The sequence below is a fragment of the Citrifermentans bemidjiense Bem genome, assembly GCF_000020725.1.
Classification (GTDB): Bacteria; Desulfobacterota; Desulfuromonadia; order Geobacterales; family Geobacteraceae; genus Geomonas; species Geomonas bemidjiensis.
Window position 1 is genome coordinate 2,238,084 of sequence record NC_011146.1, and the last position, 15,320, is coordinate 2,253,403.

Sequence of the window (15,320 nt, forward strand, 5' to 3'; positions counted from 1 at the left end):
TGATGGGAGGGGGCTAGGGGGTGGGTGAAGCTGCCACAGAGAAGTGACGCCAATAAAAAGGGGCACGTTCCCCCACCCCCCGACCCCCCTCCCGCAAGGGGAGGGGGAGAGTTGGCGGCCTCTGGGAGCGAGGGTGAGGCGCACCTGCAGCGGCTTGCACTTCCTAAGTTCAAGCATTAAGGAGAGATTTAAATGGAATGGCTTACCGACCCGCAGGTCTGGCTGGCACTGGTTACCCTGAGCGCACTTGAGATAGTGCTGGGTATAGACAACATCATCTTCATCTCGATTCAGGCCAGCAAACTCCCGGCCCACCAGCAGGAAAAGGCGAGGCTTACCGGCCTCGGTTTGGCGATGTTCATCAGGGTGGCGCTTCTTTTTTCGCTTTCCTGGCTCATGGGGCTCACCGACCCGCTCTTCTCGGTCCTTAACAACGAGATCTCCGGCCGCGACCTCATCCTCATCTCGGGCGGCTTGTTCCTCATCTGGAAGAGCACTATGGAGATTCACGAGAAACTGGAGGGAGAGGAGGTGGTCGCCTCCGCCAAGGTGGGAGCGACCTTCGGGGCGGTTCTGGTGCAAATCCTGCTGCTGGATATCGTTTTTTCGCTCGACTCCATCATCACCGCCATCGGCATGGCGAGCCAGCTCTTCATAATGATCGCCGCGGTGGTGATCGCCGTCGGCTTCATGATGCTCTTCTCCGGCAAGATCAGCGCCTTCGTGGAAAAACACCCCACCATAAAGATGCTCGCGCTGAGCTTCCTGCTCATGATCGGTGTCGCCTTGATCGGGGACGGGTTGGACATGCACATCCCCAAAGGGTACATCTACTTCGCCATGGCCTTCTCGGTGCTGGTCGAGATGCTCAACCTGAGGATGCGCAGGGGCACGCCGGTCAAACTCCACGAGCCGCACCTCGATTCGGCGGAGAAGGGAAAGTAACTACAACTTGCAACAGGCCCCCGCGAAGGCAGGAAGGGCAGGGGGGGACTTGCCAGCAGCTCAAAGGTGGCACCTACCCCCACCCCCTGCCCCCCTCCCGCAAGGGGAGGGGGGACAAAAGTGCAAGCGGTAGCAGTTGCCGAGGCGCACGGCGGCTAAGCAACGAGAATATGCCGCAGTTCGACTTTTTCCAAATCGGTGGGAAAAGAACAAGCTCAATTACAAAGGAGGAATCATCATGAAGTGTCCGGTATGCAACACGGTGAATCTGGTGATGGCTGAGCGCCAGGGAGTCGAGATCGATTACTGCCCTGAGTGTCGCGGCGTATGGCTCGACCGCGGCGAACTCGACAAGATCGTAGAACGTTCCAGCGCGCCCGAGGCGCCGCAGCCTCAGTACCAGGGACAACCGCAGTATCAGGGTCAGCCCCAGTACCAAGGGCAACCTCAATACCAGGGGCAGCAACAGCATCATGGATATAAGCATGACGACCACGGTCATGGTTACGGTCAAAAGCCTTACCGTAAAAAGTCTTTCCTGGAGGAGCTTTTCGATTAATGGCGACTGTTACAGTTAAGTGGTTTCTCTTGACACGGTCCGTATACCTTCGCTATATTCGCGCCAGACTATGACAGAGAAACCACTTTTCAAACTCGTCTCCTGGTTCATACTTGCCTCCGTTTTTGCGGTGCTTTGCAACGGTGTATGCAGTACGGCCCATGCCCTGGAGTCCCAGATCTCCAACTCGCAGGATTCCGCCGTCACCGGCACAGCGGACAGCGTCGATACTCCCTGCTGTCCTGACGATCATCATGACTCCGACGGCCCCGCATGCGATGACTGCGTCAATTGCCTGTGCCACGTCACAGTCGTTCCCCAGCTTTTCAGTCTGAACTACTTACCGGTCTTTTCCGATCTCTCTTCCTTTACTGCTTTCAGATTTATTCCCGAAGTCTATTTGCCCAAGTTCATTCCCCCCCAGAATCTCGCTTAATCCCCAGCTGTATTTTCATTGACTGTTGGCGCGGGTTGGCTTCGCCAGCACCTTGCAGGTCAGGCTGCCGACCGCTGCGCCGCCCCCGTTCGCCTTTGCGCGTCGTGTTATGCACGCGTTTGCGCATCCAGGCACAGCTCCCGTCTTTGCTGGGTTGGTATGGTTCAACCCTGGAGGCTCAGCTGCAAAGGGATCCGTGCAGTCGGCGCCTGTCTTTGTTTCCGAAAAACTACTTTAGGAGGATGGTACGTGTTTGATGTGCCGCTGATGAATAGATACGGCCTGCTGGCCGCTGCAATGTCCGTGCTGCTCTGCGCTACTGCGGGACCGGCCCGGGGCGAGGAGATTTCGCTGCAAAAGGCAGTGGAGATCGCTGTCCAAAATAACGTGGAGCTGAACGCTTTCCGCAAAGAAGAGGGGCTTCGCGAAGCTGCGAAGACGAAGGCGGGCCTGCTCCCCAACCCGACGCTGGAGCTCAGCCTCGAATCCGGCGCCCTGACCGGCAACAGCGGGGAGAATGCCTTTTCCGTCGGCGTATCGCAGGAGTTTCTCCTCGCCGGAAAAAGGGAGAAGAGGCTTGCCCTGGCGCAAAAGGAACTGGAGGTATACCGCTGGCAACTGGCCGACCGGGAAAGGCTGCTCCGCCTCGACGCGAAGGCGCGGTTTTATCAGGTGCTGCTGGCCGTCAGGAAGCTAAAGCTGGCCGAGGGAGGAATCGAACTGAACCGCCACCTTTACCAGGTGGCCAAGGAGCGTCTCGCCGCCGGCGACATCCCCGAACTGGAACTGAACCTGGTGCAGGTGGAGCTGGCCAGGAGCGAGGGGGCGAAAACCGCCGCTCTTGAGGCCGTTTTGTCCAGCCGTGCCGAGCTTTCCCTCCTCTTGGGGGGGAGCGAGGTCGACCCGGCGCTCCCGACCGGGCCCCTGGAAGCTGGGGGGGCGGTAAAGGAGGCACAGGGTGATCTTTTCCGACTCGCCTTGGAACGGCGCCCGGATCTCAAGGCGCTTAGGGCAGAGGCGGAGAAGGGGAGCGCGGAGCTTTCCCTGGCCCAGGCCGAGGGGGTCCCGAACCTCACCGCCGGCCTTGGGCTCAAGCGCGACACCACCACCGTCGAGGTGGCGGGGCTGGAAGGGAAAGACACCTCTTATACCGTCGGGATCACTCTCTCGATGCCGATACCGCTTTTCGACAAGAACCAGTCGGGCGTCCGCGAGGCAAGCGTCAGACGCGACACCGCCGGCAGCCGGCTAGCCGTTGCAGTCAAACGGGTAGAGCGCGAGGTGGCCACGGCGTATGCCAGCCTCTCCAACGCCGAGCAGCTCCTTTCCCTGTACCTCAGAAACGTCATGCCCCAGCTCGAGGAGAACCTGAAGCTGACCAGCGAGGCTTACCAACTGGGTGAAGTCCCTGTGCTGACGGTCTTCGAGGAGCAGAAGAAGTACCTCGAGGTGAACCAGGGGTACCTGGAAGCCCTGAACCAGCGGCAGCAGGCGCTTTTCAAACTGGAAGCGGCGGCGGCAACCGAACTTACCGGAGGTGTGCATTGAGCAAGAAAGCAAAGATCGTTGGATTAATTTTGGCCCTCGCCCTGACGGGAGCCTTTACCTATCGTTTCGTCCAGATGGGCGCCGCCGGTTCGGAACCAGGCGAGCATGCCGGCGAGGCCGGGCATACCGAAGCAAAGCATGAGGAAGAGGGGCACGCCAAGGAGGAAAAGGGGCACGAGGAAGAGCATGCCGGAGTAGCGGGGCATGACGAACACGGAGCTGCCGGCAGCGTGACCATGAAACCCGAGATCCAGAAGCAAAACGGCGTGGTGCTGGCGGCCGCGAAGCCGCTGCGGCTGGCGGGAGTGATACGGGCGACCGGCAAGGTCGAGGTGAACGCGGACCGGATCGCTCACGTGGCGCCCCGCATCCCGGGGAAGGTGGTTTCGGTGCGGGCTTCCCTCGGCGACAGCGTGTCGGCGGGGCAGTCCCTGGCGACCCTCGACAGCGTCGAGGTCGGGGAAGCGATCGGCCGCTACCGCCAGGCGAAGACCAGGCTCGCCCTGGCGCAGGGAAACATGGACCGGGTCAAGGCGCTTGTGGATAGGAAGATCGCGGCGAGAAAGGACATACTCCAGGCCGAGACCGACTATAAGACGGCGCAGACCGAGCTCGCCACCGACGAGGAGCGCCTCTCCCTGTACGGGGTATCCGTCGCAGAGGTAAGGGGAGGCGCCCGGAAGCCGCTATTGCCGGTCCGCTCCCCAATCGGCGGGATCGTCACCGAGAAACACGCCATCGTCGGCGAGCTTGCCGACCCATCCAAGAGCCTCTACACGGTCGCGGACCTCTCCTCGGTCTGGGTGCTGGTGGATATAAACGAAAAGGACCTGGCGAAGGTCCACAAAGGGCAGGGGGCTGTGGTCACCGTCGGGGCCTTCCCCGACCTGAAGCTCAAGGGGCGCATCACCTACATCGCCGACCTCGTGGACGAGTCGACCCGCACGGTGAAGGCGCGGGTAGAAGTGACGAACCCCGGCCGGAAGCTGAAACCCGAGATGTTCGCCACGGCGGAACTTGCCCTGGCGGCAGACGCCCCCCCGGTACTCGCGGTCCCGGAAGACGCTGTCCAGGATCTGGACGGCAAGAAGGTGGTCTTCGTCGCCGAAGAGGGGAACCGGTTCGAGGCGCGCCTGGTGCAGTTGGGAAGGAGCGCCGCGGGGCTCGTGGAGATCGCCTCCGGCCTGAAAGAGGGGGAGAACTACGCCGCCAAGGGGGCCTTCATCCTCAAGTCGGAAGTGAAAAAAGGGGAAGTGGTCGACGAACACGGCCACGGGAAATGACCTGCAGCGCTTACAGTGATTTATAGCGAGGGACCATGCTAGAGAAAATAGTTTCTTATACACTGCGGCACAGGGCGATGATCCTCTTCCTGTCGCTCTTGATTATCGCGTTCGGGCTCTACTCGTATTACCGCCTGCCCATCGACGCCTTTCCCGACGTGACCAACATCCAGGTCGAGGTGGTGAGCCATGCGGACGGCCTTTCCGCCATCGAGATCGAGAGAAACGTCACCTACCCGATAGAAATGGCCATGCGCGGCCTGCCCGATATCGAGCAGATGCGCTCGGTCACCAAGTTCGGCCTTTCCATCGTCACCATCGTCTTCAAGGACAACGTCGACATCTACTTCGCCCGGCAGCTCGTCTTCGAGCGGCTGGCGGAGGCGCGGGAGAAAGTCCCCAAGGGGGTCGAGGTCGCCATGGGACCTATCGGCACCGCCATGGGGGAGATCTACCAGTACACCCTGGAAGGGAAGATGCCGGAGGATCCGCAGCAGAAGATCGCTTATCTCACCAACCTGCGCACCGTCCAGGAGTGGATAGTCACCCCGCAGCTGAAAAACGTGGCCGGCGTCAACGAGATCAACTCCTTCGGCGGCTACTTCAAGCAGTACCAGGTGCTGGTCGCGCCGGAAAAGCTTTTGAAGCACGCGGTCACAGTCGAGGATGTCTACTCGGCCATCGGCAGCAACAACGAAAACGTCGGCGGCAACCTCCTGGAGCGGGGCACGGACCAGTACATCGTCCGGGGCGTGGGGCTGATACGGGACACAGCAGACATCGAGAACATAGTGCTCAAATCCGCGGGTGGCACGCCTACTTATCTGCGCGACGTGGCCCAGGTAAAGGTGGGGGAGGCGGTCCGGATGGGCGCCGCCATGAAAAACGGCAAGGACGAATGCGTGGGGGGCATCGTCATGATGCTGCGCGGCGAGAACAGCCGCGACGTCGTGCGGCGGGTCGCGGCCAAGGTGAAGGAGATGAACGAGAACAACGTCCTTCCCGACGGGATGAAGATCGTACCCTTCTACGACCGCAGCGACATAGTCAAGGCGAGCGTGGGGACGGTGAACAAGGCACTCATCGAGGGGGCCATCCTGGTCCTCATCGTGCTCTACCTGCTGCTGAACAGCTTCCGGGGGAGCCTCGTGGTCCTGATCGCCCTGCCGCTGTCGCTTCTGGCCACCTTCATCGTCATGAAGCTTGCCGGCATCAGCGCAAACCTGATGTCGCTGGGCGGCCTTGCCATTTCCATCGGCATGATCATCGACACCACCATCATCCAGGTCGAGAACGTGCAGCGGCACCTGAGCGAGGAGGGGGGGAAGCATCCGAAGCTTGCCACCGTCTTGAAAGCGGTGATGGAGGTGCGAAAGCCCAGCATCTTCGGAGAGCTGATCATCGCGCTTACCTTCATCCCCATCATCTCCCTGGAAGGGATCGAGGGGAAGATGTTCAGCCCGCTCGCCATCACGGTCGCCATAGCGCTCCTGGCCTCCCTGTTCCTCTCCATCTTCGTGATCCCTGTGCTCTGCATCATGTTCCTGAAGCCGCAGCCGGAGAAGGAGAGCTACCTGATGCGGCAGGCGAATCAACTTTATCTGCCGCTTCTCGACTGGGCCATGCAGAAGCGGAAGCTGGTTCTTTCGGGGGGCGGATTCCTCCTGCTGGTTTCGCTCCTGCTGGTCACGAAGCTCGGGACGGAGTTCATACCTGTCATGGACGAGGGGTCCTTCGACATGGACGTGGCGCTTCTTCCGGGAGTTTCGCTGGCGAAGGCGATGGAGGTGAACCAGCGGGCCGCGGAGAAGCTGCAGCAGTTCCAGGAACTGGACACGGTGATTTCCAGGACCGGGCAGACCGGCGTGGCGCTCGACACCCGCGGCTCCGACAAAACGGGGTATGTCGGCATCTACAAGCCCAAAAGCGAATGGAAGCGCGACATCACCAAGGAAGAGCTCACCAACGAGATGCGCGAGTCGCTGGAGTCCATCGCCGGGATCAACTTCGGCTTCAGCCAGCCGATCCAGTGCCGCATCGACGAACTGGTGGCCGGAACCCGTGCCCAGCTGATCGTGAAGCTTTTCGGCGAGGACATAAACGTTTTGAGCGAGAAGTCCGCCGAGATCGCCAAGGTGCTTTCCACCGTCAGGGGGGGGACGGACCTGAACGCGGAGAAGGTTACCGGCCAGCCCTACCTGACCGTGGACATCGACCGGGCGAAGATCGCGCGCTTCGGGCTTAACATAAGCGACGTACAGAAGGTGATCGAGATCGCCGTTGCCGGCAAGGCTGCATCGCAGCTCTACGAGGAAAACCGCAGCTTCGACATCACCGTCCGGCTCCCCGAGGAGCAGAGGAACTCGCTGGACGCCATCAAGAACCTGCTGGTCACGACCAAGACCGGCGTCAATGTCCCCCTGGAGCAGTTGGCCGAGGTGAAGATGGTCGAGGGGCCGGCACAGATCAGCCGCCAGGACGGGGTCAGGCGGATCGGCGTCGAGATGAACGTCACCGGCCGCGACATAGGTGGCTTCGTCGCCGAGGCGAAGCAGAAGATAAAGGAAAAGGTGAAGTTGCCGCCGGGATACTACCTGACCTGGGGCGGTCAGTTCGAGAACCAGCAGCGCGCCATGAACAAGCTGATGATCATCGGGCCGGTGGCAATCGCCCTGATCCTCTTGCTTTTGTACGTGACCTTCAGGTCGATCAGGCTCGCCTTTCTGGTCATCTCCAACCTTCCCTTCGCCCTGATAGGCGGCGTGTTCGCGCTCTTTCTTTCCGGCCAGTACCTCTCCGTTCCCGCCTCGGTCGGGTTCGTGGTGCTGTTCGGCGTGGCCGTGTTGAACGGCCTGGTCTTGGTGTCGCGCATATCGCAGCTCCGCGAGGAGGGTATGGAAATGCAGGAGGCGATCCGGAAGGGGAGCCTGGACCGCCTGCGCCCGGTGCTGATGACCGCGGCCATTGCCATCTTCAGCCTGATACCGATGCTCCTGGCCGGCGGGACCGGGTCGGAGATCCAGAAACCGCTGGCGACGGTTGTGGTGGGGGGGCTCGTCACCTCGACCTTGTTGACCCTGCTCATCATCCCTTCGGTGTATAGCTGGTTCGAGAAGAGGGAAATTCAAGAGGAAAGCTAGCCGCACAAAAAAAGGGGACAGGCTACTTTTTGAAATCAAAAAGTAGCCTGTCCCCCTTCGAAAAAGGAGCAAGCATGAAAAAAGTAAGGTTATTGGCGCTGGGGGCTGTCTTCGCGGTTTTTGCCGGGTGCGCAGGGAGTCCGCAAGCGATGCTGAAACAGGAGATAGTAAAAAGCGGTGAAGTCTTTTGGGAAATGGGCAAGGGAGGGGGGGCTCCGGAAGGGTATGCCGATCTCACCGTCACCGCTTCCATAAAGACCCACAAAGAGCGCGCGTCCCTGGTGCGCGACCGCCACGGCAGCGCCGATTACACGCTGCTTCTCTCCATCGACGGGCAGGCGGTGATTGTGACTGGGGAGGCCCGGCCGGAGCGAATGGAAGCCAGCCCGTTTGCACATTCTGAAGCAGGTAAAGGAGTCCGTTATCTCTTTACCAAGACCCTGCGGTTGCAGGCGGGGACGCACAGAATCGCGCTTTCACTGCCGGAGGATCAGGTTGGAGTGGTGCATGACATCACCTTTGGGAGCGGCAGCGCGAACCAGTTGGTGCTGGAGCCTGTGTACGCGGCAGTAGCCGGAAAGCCGCGCCCGGGCTTTACCGGGGCCACCTCCTTCAAAGAGGGAATCTCGCGGATGCAGGTTGCGCTCAACGGGACGATGCTGTGAGAGGGTGATAGGCCAGCATGCAAAGCTGGAGCTTTGCCTCGCATCGGGTTCCCAAGCTGGAGCTTGGGAACCAGGGGCAAGGGGGACAGGCTACTTTTTGAGATCAAAAAGTAGCCTGTCCCCTTTTTATTTGTTTTCCGCTGCTAGTACAGTCGTTTCCGTCAAGGTCAACGAAGAGACGCCGAACCCAACTTTTTTAGTTGGTAATCAAAAGTTTAACATTGCGAAACAGTGGAAGCTGTTGTACAGTGTCGCGCTGTCAACGCCAGCCACGCTCATTAAACCATGCGGTGCTGCAGCTTTAATGGCAATCTGGACTGACAACTGACGCTGGCACTCAGCGTTCTATTTTTACGCTGACAGCTTTTAGTAAAAAACTCTCATAATTATCAAAGACTTGCTTGCTTTAAGGAGTTTATGGTATACGTCTTGGGCATCTGCTGTTCTATTCGTGTGAAGTAACAATCATTCGCGCAGGTTCACTGTTTTTGGTAATACCACACAGCAACATGCATCTGTCGCCGGATTACAATCTCAGTCGAAGGAAGTCGACATGTTCTTACAACAGCTAGTCAACGGAGTCGCCCTTGGAAGCGTATATGCGCTGATCGCACTGGGTTACACCATGGTCTACGGCATCATCACCCTGATCAACTTCGCCCACGGCGAGATTTTCATGGTGGGGGCCTTCATCGGATTGCTTCTGGTCTCCTTTTTCAAGGTCAACGTCTTCGTCGCCATCATCGGCGCCATGATCTTCTGCATGATCATGGGGGTGCTGATCGAGCTGATCGCCTACCGTCCGCTTAGGAAGTCCTCCAGGCTTTCCGCTCTCATCTCCGCGATCGGCGTCTCCATCTTCCTCTCCTCGCTGGCCCTCATGGTCTTCGGGGCCGACGCCAAAGGGTTCCCCGACGGCGCCTTCCCGGTGCACCAGATCCAGGTCGGCAGCGCCGACATCTCAACCTTGCAGCTCCTGATCATCGGCGTTTCTGCAGCCCTCATGATGGCGCTTGAGTTCATCGTCCAAAAGACCAAGATCGGCAAGGCAATGCGCGCCACCTCCGAGGACTACAACACCTCGGCCCTGATGGGGATCAACGTGAACCGGGTCATCTCCTTCACCTTCGCCCTCGGCTCCGCACTCGCCGCGGCGGGCGGGGTGCTGGTCGGGGTCCTCTTCAACGCCGTCTCCTTCAACATGGGTCTCATGGCCGGCCTCAAGGCCTTCGCCGCCGCAGTCCTCGGTGGGATCGGCTCGATTCCCGGCGCCATGCTGGGGGGGCTTCTGCTGGGCGTCTCCGAGGTCTTCGGTGTCGCCATCGGGTACTCGTCCTACCGTGATGCGATCGCCTTTACCATTCTCGTGCTCGTTCTCCTTGTAAAGCCGACAGGCCTTTTGGGACAAAAAATTACAAAGAAGGTGTAGATTCGATGGCAGATTTCCTTAATAGCTTGGTCGGCGCCGTCGACCCGTACATGATGCAGATCCTGGTCAACATCGGCATCGCTATCGTGCTGGCGCTGGGGCTCAACGTGATCGTCGGTCTCACCGGGCAGCTGTCGCTGGGGCACGCTGCCTTCATGAGCATTGGAGCCTTCACCAGCGCCATGGTCACCATCAAGACCGGACTCCCCTTCAGCATGAACCTCCTGGTCACCGGCGTGGTCACCGGCATCGTGGCTGCCGCCATCGGCTTCCCGATCCTGAGGCTGACCGGCGACTATCTCGCCATCTGCACCCTGGGCTTCGCCGAGATCGTGAAGGTGTTCTTCCTGAACTTCGAGCCGACCAACAAGGCGCTCGGCCTCACGGTCCCCCCGGCGAAGACCATGATCCCCATGCCGATCTACGTATGGGTGGTGGCTATCCTTTCCATCGTGCTGGTCACCTTCGTGCAGTCCTCCCGGTTCGGGCGGGCGCTGAAGGCGATCCGCGAGGACGAGATCGCAGCCGAGGCGATGGGAATCAACACCGCACGCTACAAGATCCAGGCCTTCGCGCTCGGCTCCTTCATGGCCGGGGTCGGCGGCGGCCTTTACGCCCACTTCCTGAGCTACATCAACCCCTCGGACTTCGGCTTCCTCAAATCGGTCGATATTCTCGCCATGGTGGTATTGGGCGGCCTGGGGAGCGTCCCCGGCACGGTCATCGGCTCGTCCTTGCTTGCCTCGGCGCCCGAGTTCCTGCGCTTCATGTCCCAGTACCGCATGCTGGTCTACGGCGCGCTGCTGGTCTTCTTGATGGTGTTCCGCCCCAACGGGCTTCTGGGCGGCGTCAACTTCACGGAACTGCTGCTGCGGGCCATCGGCAAGAAACGTAAATAATTTCACTGAGCGAGAGCAAAGCATGTCGATACTTAAACTCGAAGACGTCACCATCCGCTTCGGCGGCCTGGTCGCGGTGGACAAGGTAAACCTCACGGTAGAGAAGGGGAACATCATGGCCCTCATCGGCCCCAACGGCGCCGGCAAGAGCACCATGTTCAACCTCATCACCGGGATCTACTCCCCGACCGAGGGGCGGATCTCCTTCATGGACGAGAGCATCTCCGGGAAGACCCCGTTCCACATCGCCGCCGCGGGGATCGGCCGCACCTTCCAAAACATCAGGCTCTTCACCCAGTTGACCGTCCTGGAGAACGTCCTGATCGGCGCCCACACCAGGGGGAAATGGGACCTGACCGGGGCCGTGCTGAAGTTCCTCCCCTTTGTGCGGCGCGAGGAATCCGAGCTCAAGGAGCTGGCCATGGCCTGCCTGAAACAGGTCGACCTCTGCCACAAGGCGGACGAGCTGGCGGGGAACCTCCCCTACGGCGAACAGCGCCGCCTGGAGATCGCCCGCGCACTCGCCATCAAGCCGCAGATCATCCTCCTGGACGAGCCTGCCGCGGGGATGAATCCGCAGGAAAAGCAGGTCCTGGCGGAGATGGTGAAAGCGATCAGCAAGACCGGCGTGACCGTGTTCCTGGTCGAGCATGACATGAAATTCGTCATGGGGATTTCCGACCGCATCGCCGTCCTCGACTACGGGGTGAAGATCGCCGAGGGGACTCCGGAGGAGATCCGGACCAATCCCAAGGTGATCGAGGCGTACCTCGGCAAAGGAGCAGCGCATGCTTAAGGTAGAGAACATCAGCGTGAACTACGGCGCCATCAAGGCGCTGCAAAACGTTTCCTTCCAGATCAACCAGGGGGAGATCGTGGCACTCATCGGCGCCAACGGTGCCGGCAAGACCACTATACTCAACACCATTTCCAATATCGTCCCCTCCGTCGCCGGAAAGATCTCCTATATGGACCGGGAGATCACCAAGCTCCCGCCGCACGAGATCGTGAAGCTCGGCATCTCGCAGGTCCCCGAAGGGCGCCGCGTCTTCGCCAAGATGAGCGTGCTGGAGAACCTGGAGATGGGCGCCTATACCCGCAACGACAACGAGGTCGGCTCCGACATGGAGAAGATCTTCCAGCGTTTCCCGCGCCTGAACGAGCGCAAGAAGCAGGCGGCCAAGACCCTTTCCGGCGGCGAGCAGCAGATGCTGGCCATGGGGCGGGCGCTCATGTCCCGCCCGAAGCTGCTCCTGCTCGACGAGCCCTCCATGGGCCTCGCCCCGATGCTGGTGGAGCAGATCTTCCAGATCATCCAGGAGATCAACGCCGGCGGCACCACCATCCTGCTGGTGGAGCAAAACGCCAACATGGCGCTCTCCATCGCCCACCGCGCCTACGTCCTCGAGACTGGCGAGGTCGTGCTGCAGGGGGACGCCAAGGAACTTGCCTCCAACCCCGAGGTGAGGAAGGCGTACCTGGGAGAGTAGGGTGTCCGAAACCGTCACCATCAAGCCTTGGATCAACCCCTACCTGGCCATCCTGGTAGGGGTTTTTGCTGTCTCCTTCTCCGCGATCCTGGTGCGCGTCTGCTCCGCGCCGCCGCTGGTGATAGCCGCGTACAGGCTCATCTTCACCTTCACTTTCCTGGCGCCGTTCACGCTCTGGGGCGGCGCACCCGCTCTCAGGGGAATGACGAAGCGGCAGGTGCTCCTGTCCGCCGCGAGCGGCGTCTTCCTCGCCTTTCATTTCGTCACCTGGTTCATCTCGCTCAAATACACCTCCATCGCCAGTTCGGTAGTGCTGGTCACCACCCAGCCGCTTTTCGTCGTGCTCGGTTCCTGGATCTTTTTCAAGGAGCGGGTGCCGCGCATGGCGCTTTACGGCGGTGCGCTCGCCTTTGCCGGGAGCGTCGTCATCGGCGCCACCGACTTCCAGCTGGGAGGTAGCGCCTTCATCGGCGACATGCTTGCTCTTTTCGCCGCCGTGATGGTCTCAGGCTACCTTTTGATCGGGAGAAGACTCAGGGGGGATGTCCCCCTTACCGGCTACACCTTCGTCACCTACGGGTCCAGTGCAGCTGTGCTGACCGCGACCGCTCTGGCCGCACGCTTTCCCATGTATCCCCATCCTGCCCAGGACTGGCTCATCTTCGTGGCGCTGGCTCTGGTCTGCACCATCCTGGGGCACACCGTATTTAACTGGGTGCTCCGGTATGTGCAGGCTTCCGTGGTTTCGGTGAGCGTTCTTGGCGAACCGCTGGGGGCGATCCTTTGGGCCGCCGTCTTCCTGGGCGAGAACCCGACCCCGCGCCAGGCCGTGGGGGGTGCCATCATCTTCTCCGGGCTCTACCTTTTCACCAGGGTGACGGCGAGAGGCAGGGGCTAGGGGCTAAAAGCAGGGGCTAGGGGCTAAAAGCTGGGGCTAGGGGCTGGGGGCTTTTGAAACTATGCGACAGGAGGCTGGTATGGATTCCAATTTGAGCGCAAGCGCCAAACGGGTGCAGGACGCGCTCCATGGCTTCGGCCTGGATTGCAAGGTGAAGGAACTCGCGGAAAGCACGCGCACTGCGGTCGACGCGGCCAACGCTGTCGGGTGCGACGTGGGACAGATAGTTAAGTCGCTGGTGTTCAGGGGCAAGTCGAGCGGCAAGGCCGTGTTCGTGGTCGCAAGCGGCGCAAACCAGGTGAACGAAAAGAGCCTGGCGGCCATCGTGGGCGAGAAGATAGGGAAGGCTGACGCCGATTTCGTGCGGGAACAGACGGGATTCGCCATCGGCGGCGTGTCGCCGGTCGGGCACCCGGCTCCCTTGCACACCTACGTGGACGAGGACCTCTTGGGCTACGACGAATTATGGGCAGCGGCGGGGACGCCTCACGCGCTCTTCTCGCTGACTCCGGAACAGCTCTGCCTGATCACTTCGGGGGAAGTGGTGAACATAAAGAAAGTACCGGCGGCGTAGGCAGCACCTACCCCACCCCCTAACCCCCTCCCGCCAGTGGAGGGGGGACTTTTAATGCCGCAAACAAAGGAAAAATGCAAAGCATGGAAACAGCCAAGGCAGTAAAGGCACGCGACAGTTTCACCACGGGTTTGGGCGTCATCGCCGCTACTCTCGGCTCCGCGGTGGGGCTGGGCAATATCTGGAAATTCCCGGCGCTGACCGGGCTTAACGGCGGGGCGGCTTTCATCATCGTCTACCTCCTCTCGACGCTTATGGCCGGACTCCCGGTGATGATCGCGGAACTGATGCTCGGACGCCGCTCGAAGTCCGACGCACTGACCACGTTCCGGGTGCTGCACCCCAAACGCGAAACCTGGTCGCTGATCGGCGCGGCAGGGGTTCTTTCTGCCTTTCTCATCCTTGCCTTTTACACGGAGGTTGCGGGGTGGGTCTTCGCCTATATCTTCAAGGCGGCGTCGGGGAGCATCCTCTCGGCCGATCCCAAGGTCACTTCGGCCGCCTTCGAAAAACTGATCGCTGACCCGGTGCAGTCGGTCTTCTGGCAGTGCGCGGTCATCGTCTTCGTCGGCGCCATCATCGTCATGGGGGTTGCCAAGGGAATCGAGAAGACCACCAAACGGCTGATGCCGGTCCTGTTCCTGATCCTGGTCATGATCGGCGTGCGCAGCCTGATGCTCCCGGGCGCGGCCCAAGGGCTCGATTTCCTTTTCCGCCCCGACTTTTCCAAGGTCACCGGCGCCGTGGTGCTCACCGCGATGGGGCTTGCCTTCTTCAAGCTCTCGGTCGGGATGGGGACCATGATCACCTACGGGAGCTACTTCAGGGACGACCAGAACGTTCCCATGACCGCTCTGCGCGTGATGCTTGCCGACCTCACCGTTTCCATCCTGGCTGGGATCGCCATCTTCCCTGCTGTGTTCACCTTCGGGTTCAAGCCTGAGGCCGGGCCGTCGCTTCTCTTCATCACCATCCCGGCGGTGTTCTCCCAGATGCCTTTCGGGAACGTCTTCGTGGTCCTCTTCTTCGTCCTCGGGGCCATCGCCGCGACCGGCGCCATGCTCTCCATCATGGAGGTGCCGGTCGCCTATCTGCACCAGCGCTTCGGCGTGAGCCGCTTCAAGGCCACGGCTGCCACCGGCATCCTGCTGGCTTTGATCGGGTCTACTGCCGCACTCTCCAACAGCGTCCTCGCAAACTTCAAGCTGTTCGGCATGACCATGTTCGACCTGTACGACTTCCTTACCTCCAACCTGCTGATGCCGGTAGGGGGGCTCTTCATCTGCATCTTCGTTGGGTGGGTGTGGGGGGAGCAGAAGGTGAGGGGGGCATTGTCCAATGACGGCAGGCTGCAAAACAGCGCCGTAATAAGCATCTTCTTCTTCCTGGTGAAGTATGTGGCGCCCATCACCATCGGCGTCATCCTGCTGCGCGGATTGAAGATCATATAGCTA

The 15,320-nt window shown here is 60.6% G+C and carries 13 protein-coding genes; all 13 read left to right on the forward strand.

The window, feature by feature from the left end; translation table 11 throughout:
• Positions 1 to 192: 192 nt before the first annotated feature.
• The 13 genes from GBEM_RS09700 to GBEM_RS09760 all read left to right on the forward strand — a co-directional run bounded on the left by GBEM_RS09700 (position 193) and on the right by GBEM_RS09760 (position 15,317).
• Positions 193 to 945 (forward strand): TerC family protein, encoded by a 753-nt coding sequence (locus GBEM_RS09700; RefSeq protein ID WP_012530369.1) that lies wholly within the window; start codon positions 193 to 195, stop codon positions 943 to 945.
• A gap of 238 nt (positions 946 to 1,183) precedes the next feature.
• The gene (locus tag GBEM_RS20715; RefSeq protein ID WP_012530370.1) at positions 1,184 to 1,504 is read left to right on the forward strand and encodes a TFIIB-type zinc ribbon-containing protein; all 321 of its coding nucleotides are present in this window, start codon (positions 1,184 to 1,186) and stop codon (positions 1,502 to 1,504) included.
• A gap of 685 nt (positions 1,505 to 2,189) precedes the next feature.
• Positions 2,190 to 3,488: a TolC family protein gene (locus tag GBEM_RS09710; protein ID WP_012530372.1), complete on the forward strand. Its 1,299-nt coding sequence runs from the start codon at positions 2,190 to 2,192 to the stop codon at positions 3,486 to 3,488.
• Entirely contained in the window at positions 3,485 to 4,771 is a 1,287-nt protein-coding gene (locus tag GBEM_RS09715) for an efflux RND transporter periplasmic adaptor subunit (RefSeq protein WP_012530373.1), read from the forward strand. Before GBEM_RS09710 ends, GBEM_RS09715 begins: the two co-directional genes overlap by 4 nt.
• A 35-nt stretch (positions 4,772 to 4,806) precedes the next feature.
• The gene (locus GBEM_RS09720; protein ID WP_012530374.1) at positions 4,807 to 7,911 is read left to right on the forward strand and encodes an efflux RND transporter permease subunit; all 3,105 of its coding nucleotides are present in this window, start codon (positions 4,807 to 4,809) and stop codon (positions 7,909 to 7,911) included.
• A 74-nt stretch (positions 7,912 to 7,985) separates the two neighbouring features.
• Entirely contained in the window at positions 7,986 to 8,576 is a 591-nt protein-coding gene (locus GBEM_RS09725) for a hypothetical protein (RefSeq protein ID WP_012530375.1), read from the forward strand.
• Positions 8,577 to 9,129: 553 nt separating this feature from the next.
• A complete protein-coding gene (locus GBEM_RS09730) occupies positions 9,130 to 10,005 on the forward strand; it encodes a branched-chain amino acid ABC transporter permease (RefSeq protein WP_012530376.1) in 876 nt (291 codons plus the stop codon).
• Between the two features lie 5 nt (positions 10,006 to 10,010).
• A complete protein-coding gene (locus GBEM_RS09735) occupies positions 10,011 to 10,904 on the forward strand; it encodes a branched-chain amino acid ABC transporter permease (protein WP_012530377.1) in 894 nt (297 codons plus the stop codon).
• 22 nt (positions 10,905 to 10,926) lie between these two features.
• On the forward strand, positions 10,927 to 11,700 hold the full coding sequence (locus tag GBEM_RS09740; protein ID WP_012530378.1) for an ABC transporter ATP-binding protein: 774 nt from the start codon (positions 10,927 to 10,929) through the stop codon (positions 11,698 to 11,700).
• Positions 11,693 to 12,394: an ABC transporter ATP-binding protein gene (locus tag GBEM_RS09745; protein ID WP_012530379.1), complete on the forward strand. Its 702-nt coding sequence runs from the start codon at positions 11,693 to 11,695 to the stop codon at positions 12,392 to 12,394. Before GBEM_RS09740 ends, GBEM_RS09745 begins: the two co-directional genes overlap by 8 nt.
• A gap of 1 nt (position 12,395) precedes the next feature.
• A complete protein-coding gene (locus tag GBEM_RS09750; RefSeq protein WP_012530380.1) occupies positions 12,396 to 13,292 on the forward strand; it encodes a DMT family transporter in 897 nt (298 codons plus the stop codon).
• A gap of 79 nt (positions 13,293 to 13,371) precedes the next feature.
• Positions 13,372 to 13,866, forward strand: a complete 495-nt coding sequence (locus tag GBEM_RS09755) for a YbaK/EbsC family protein (protein WP_012530381.1) — start codon at positions 13,372 to 13,374, stop codon at positions 13,864 to 13,866.
• An 83-nt stretch (positions 13,867 to 13,949) separates the two neighbouring features.
• Positions 13,950 to 15,317 carry a sodium-dependent transporter gene (locus tag GBEM_RS09760; protein WP_012530382.1) on the forward strand — a complete coding sequence of 456 codons (1,368 nt, stop codon included), beginning with the start codon at positions 13,950 to 13,952 and terminating at the stop codon, positions 15,315 to 15,317.
• The last annotated feature ends 3 nt before the right edge of the window (positions 15,318 to 15,320 follow it).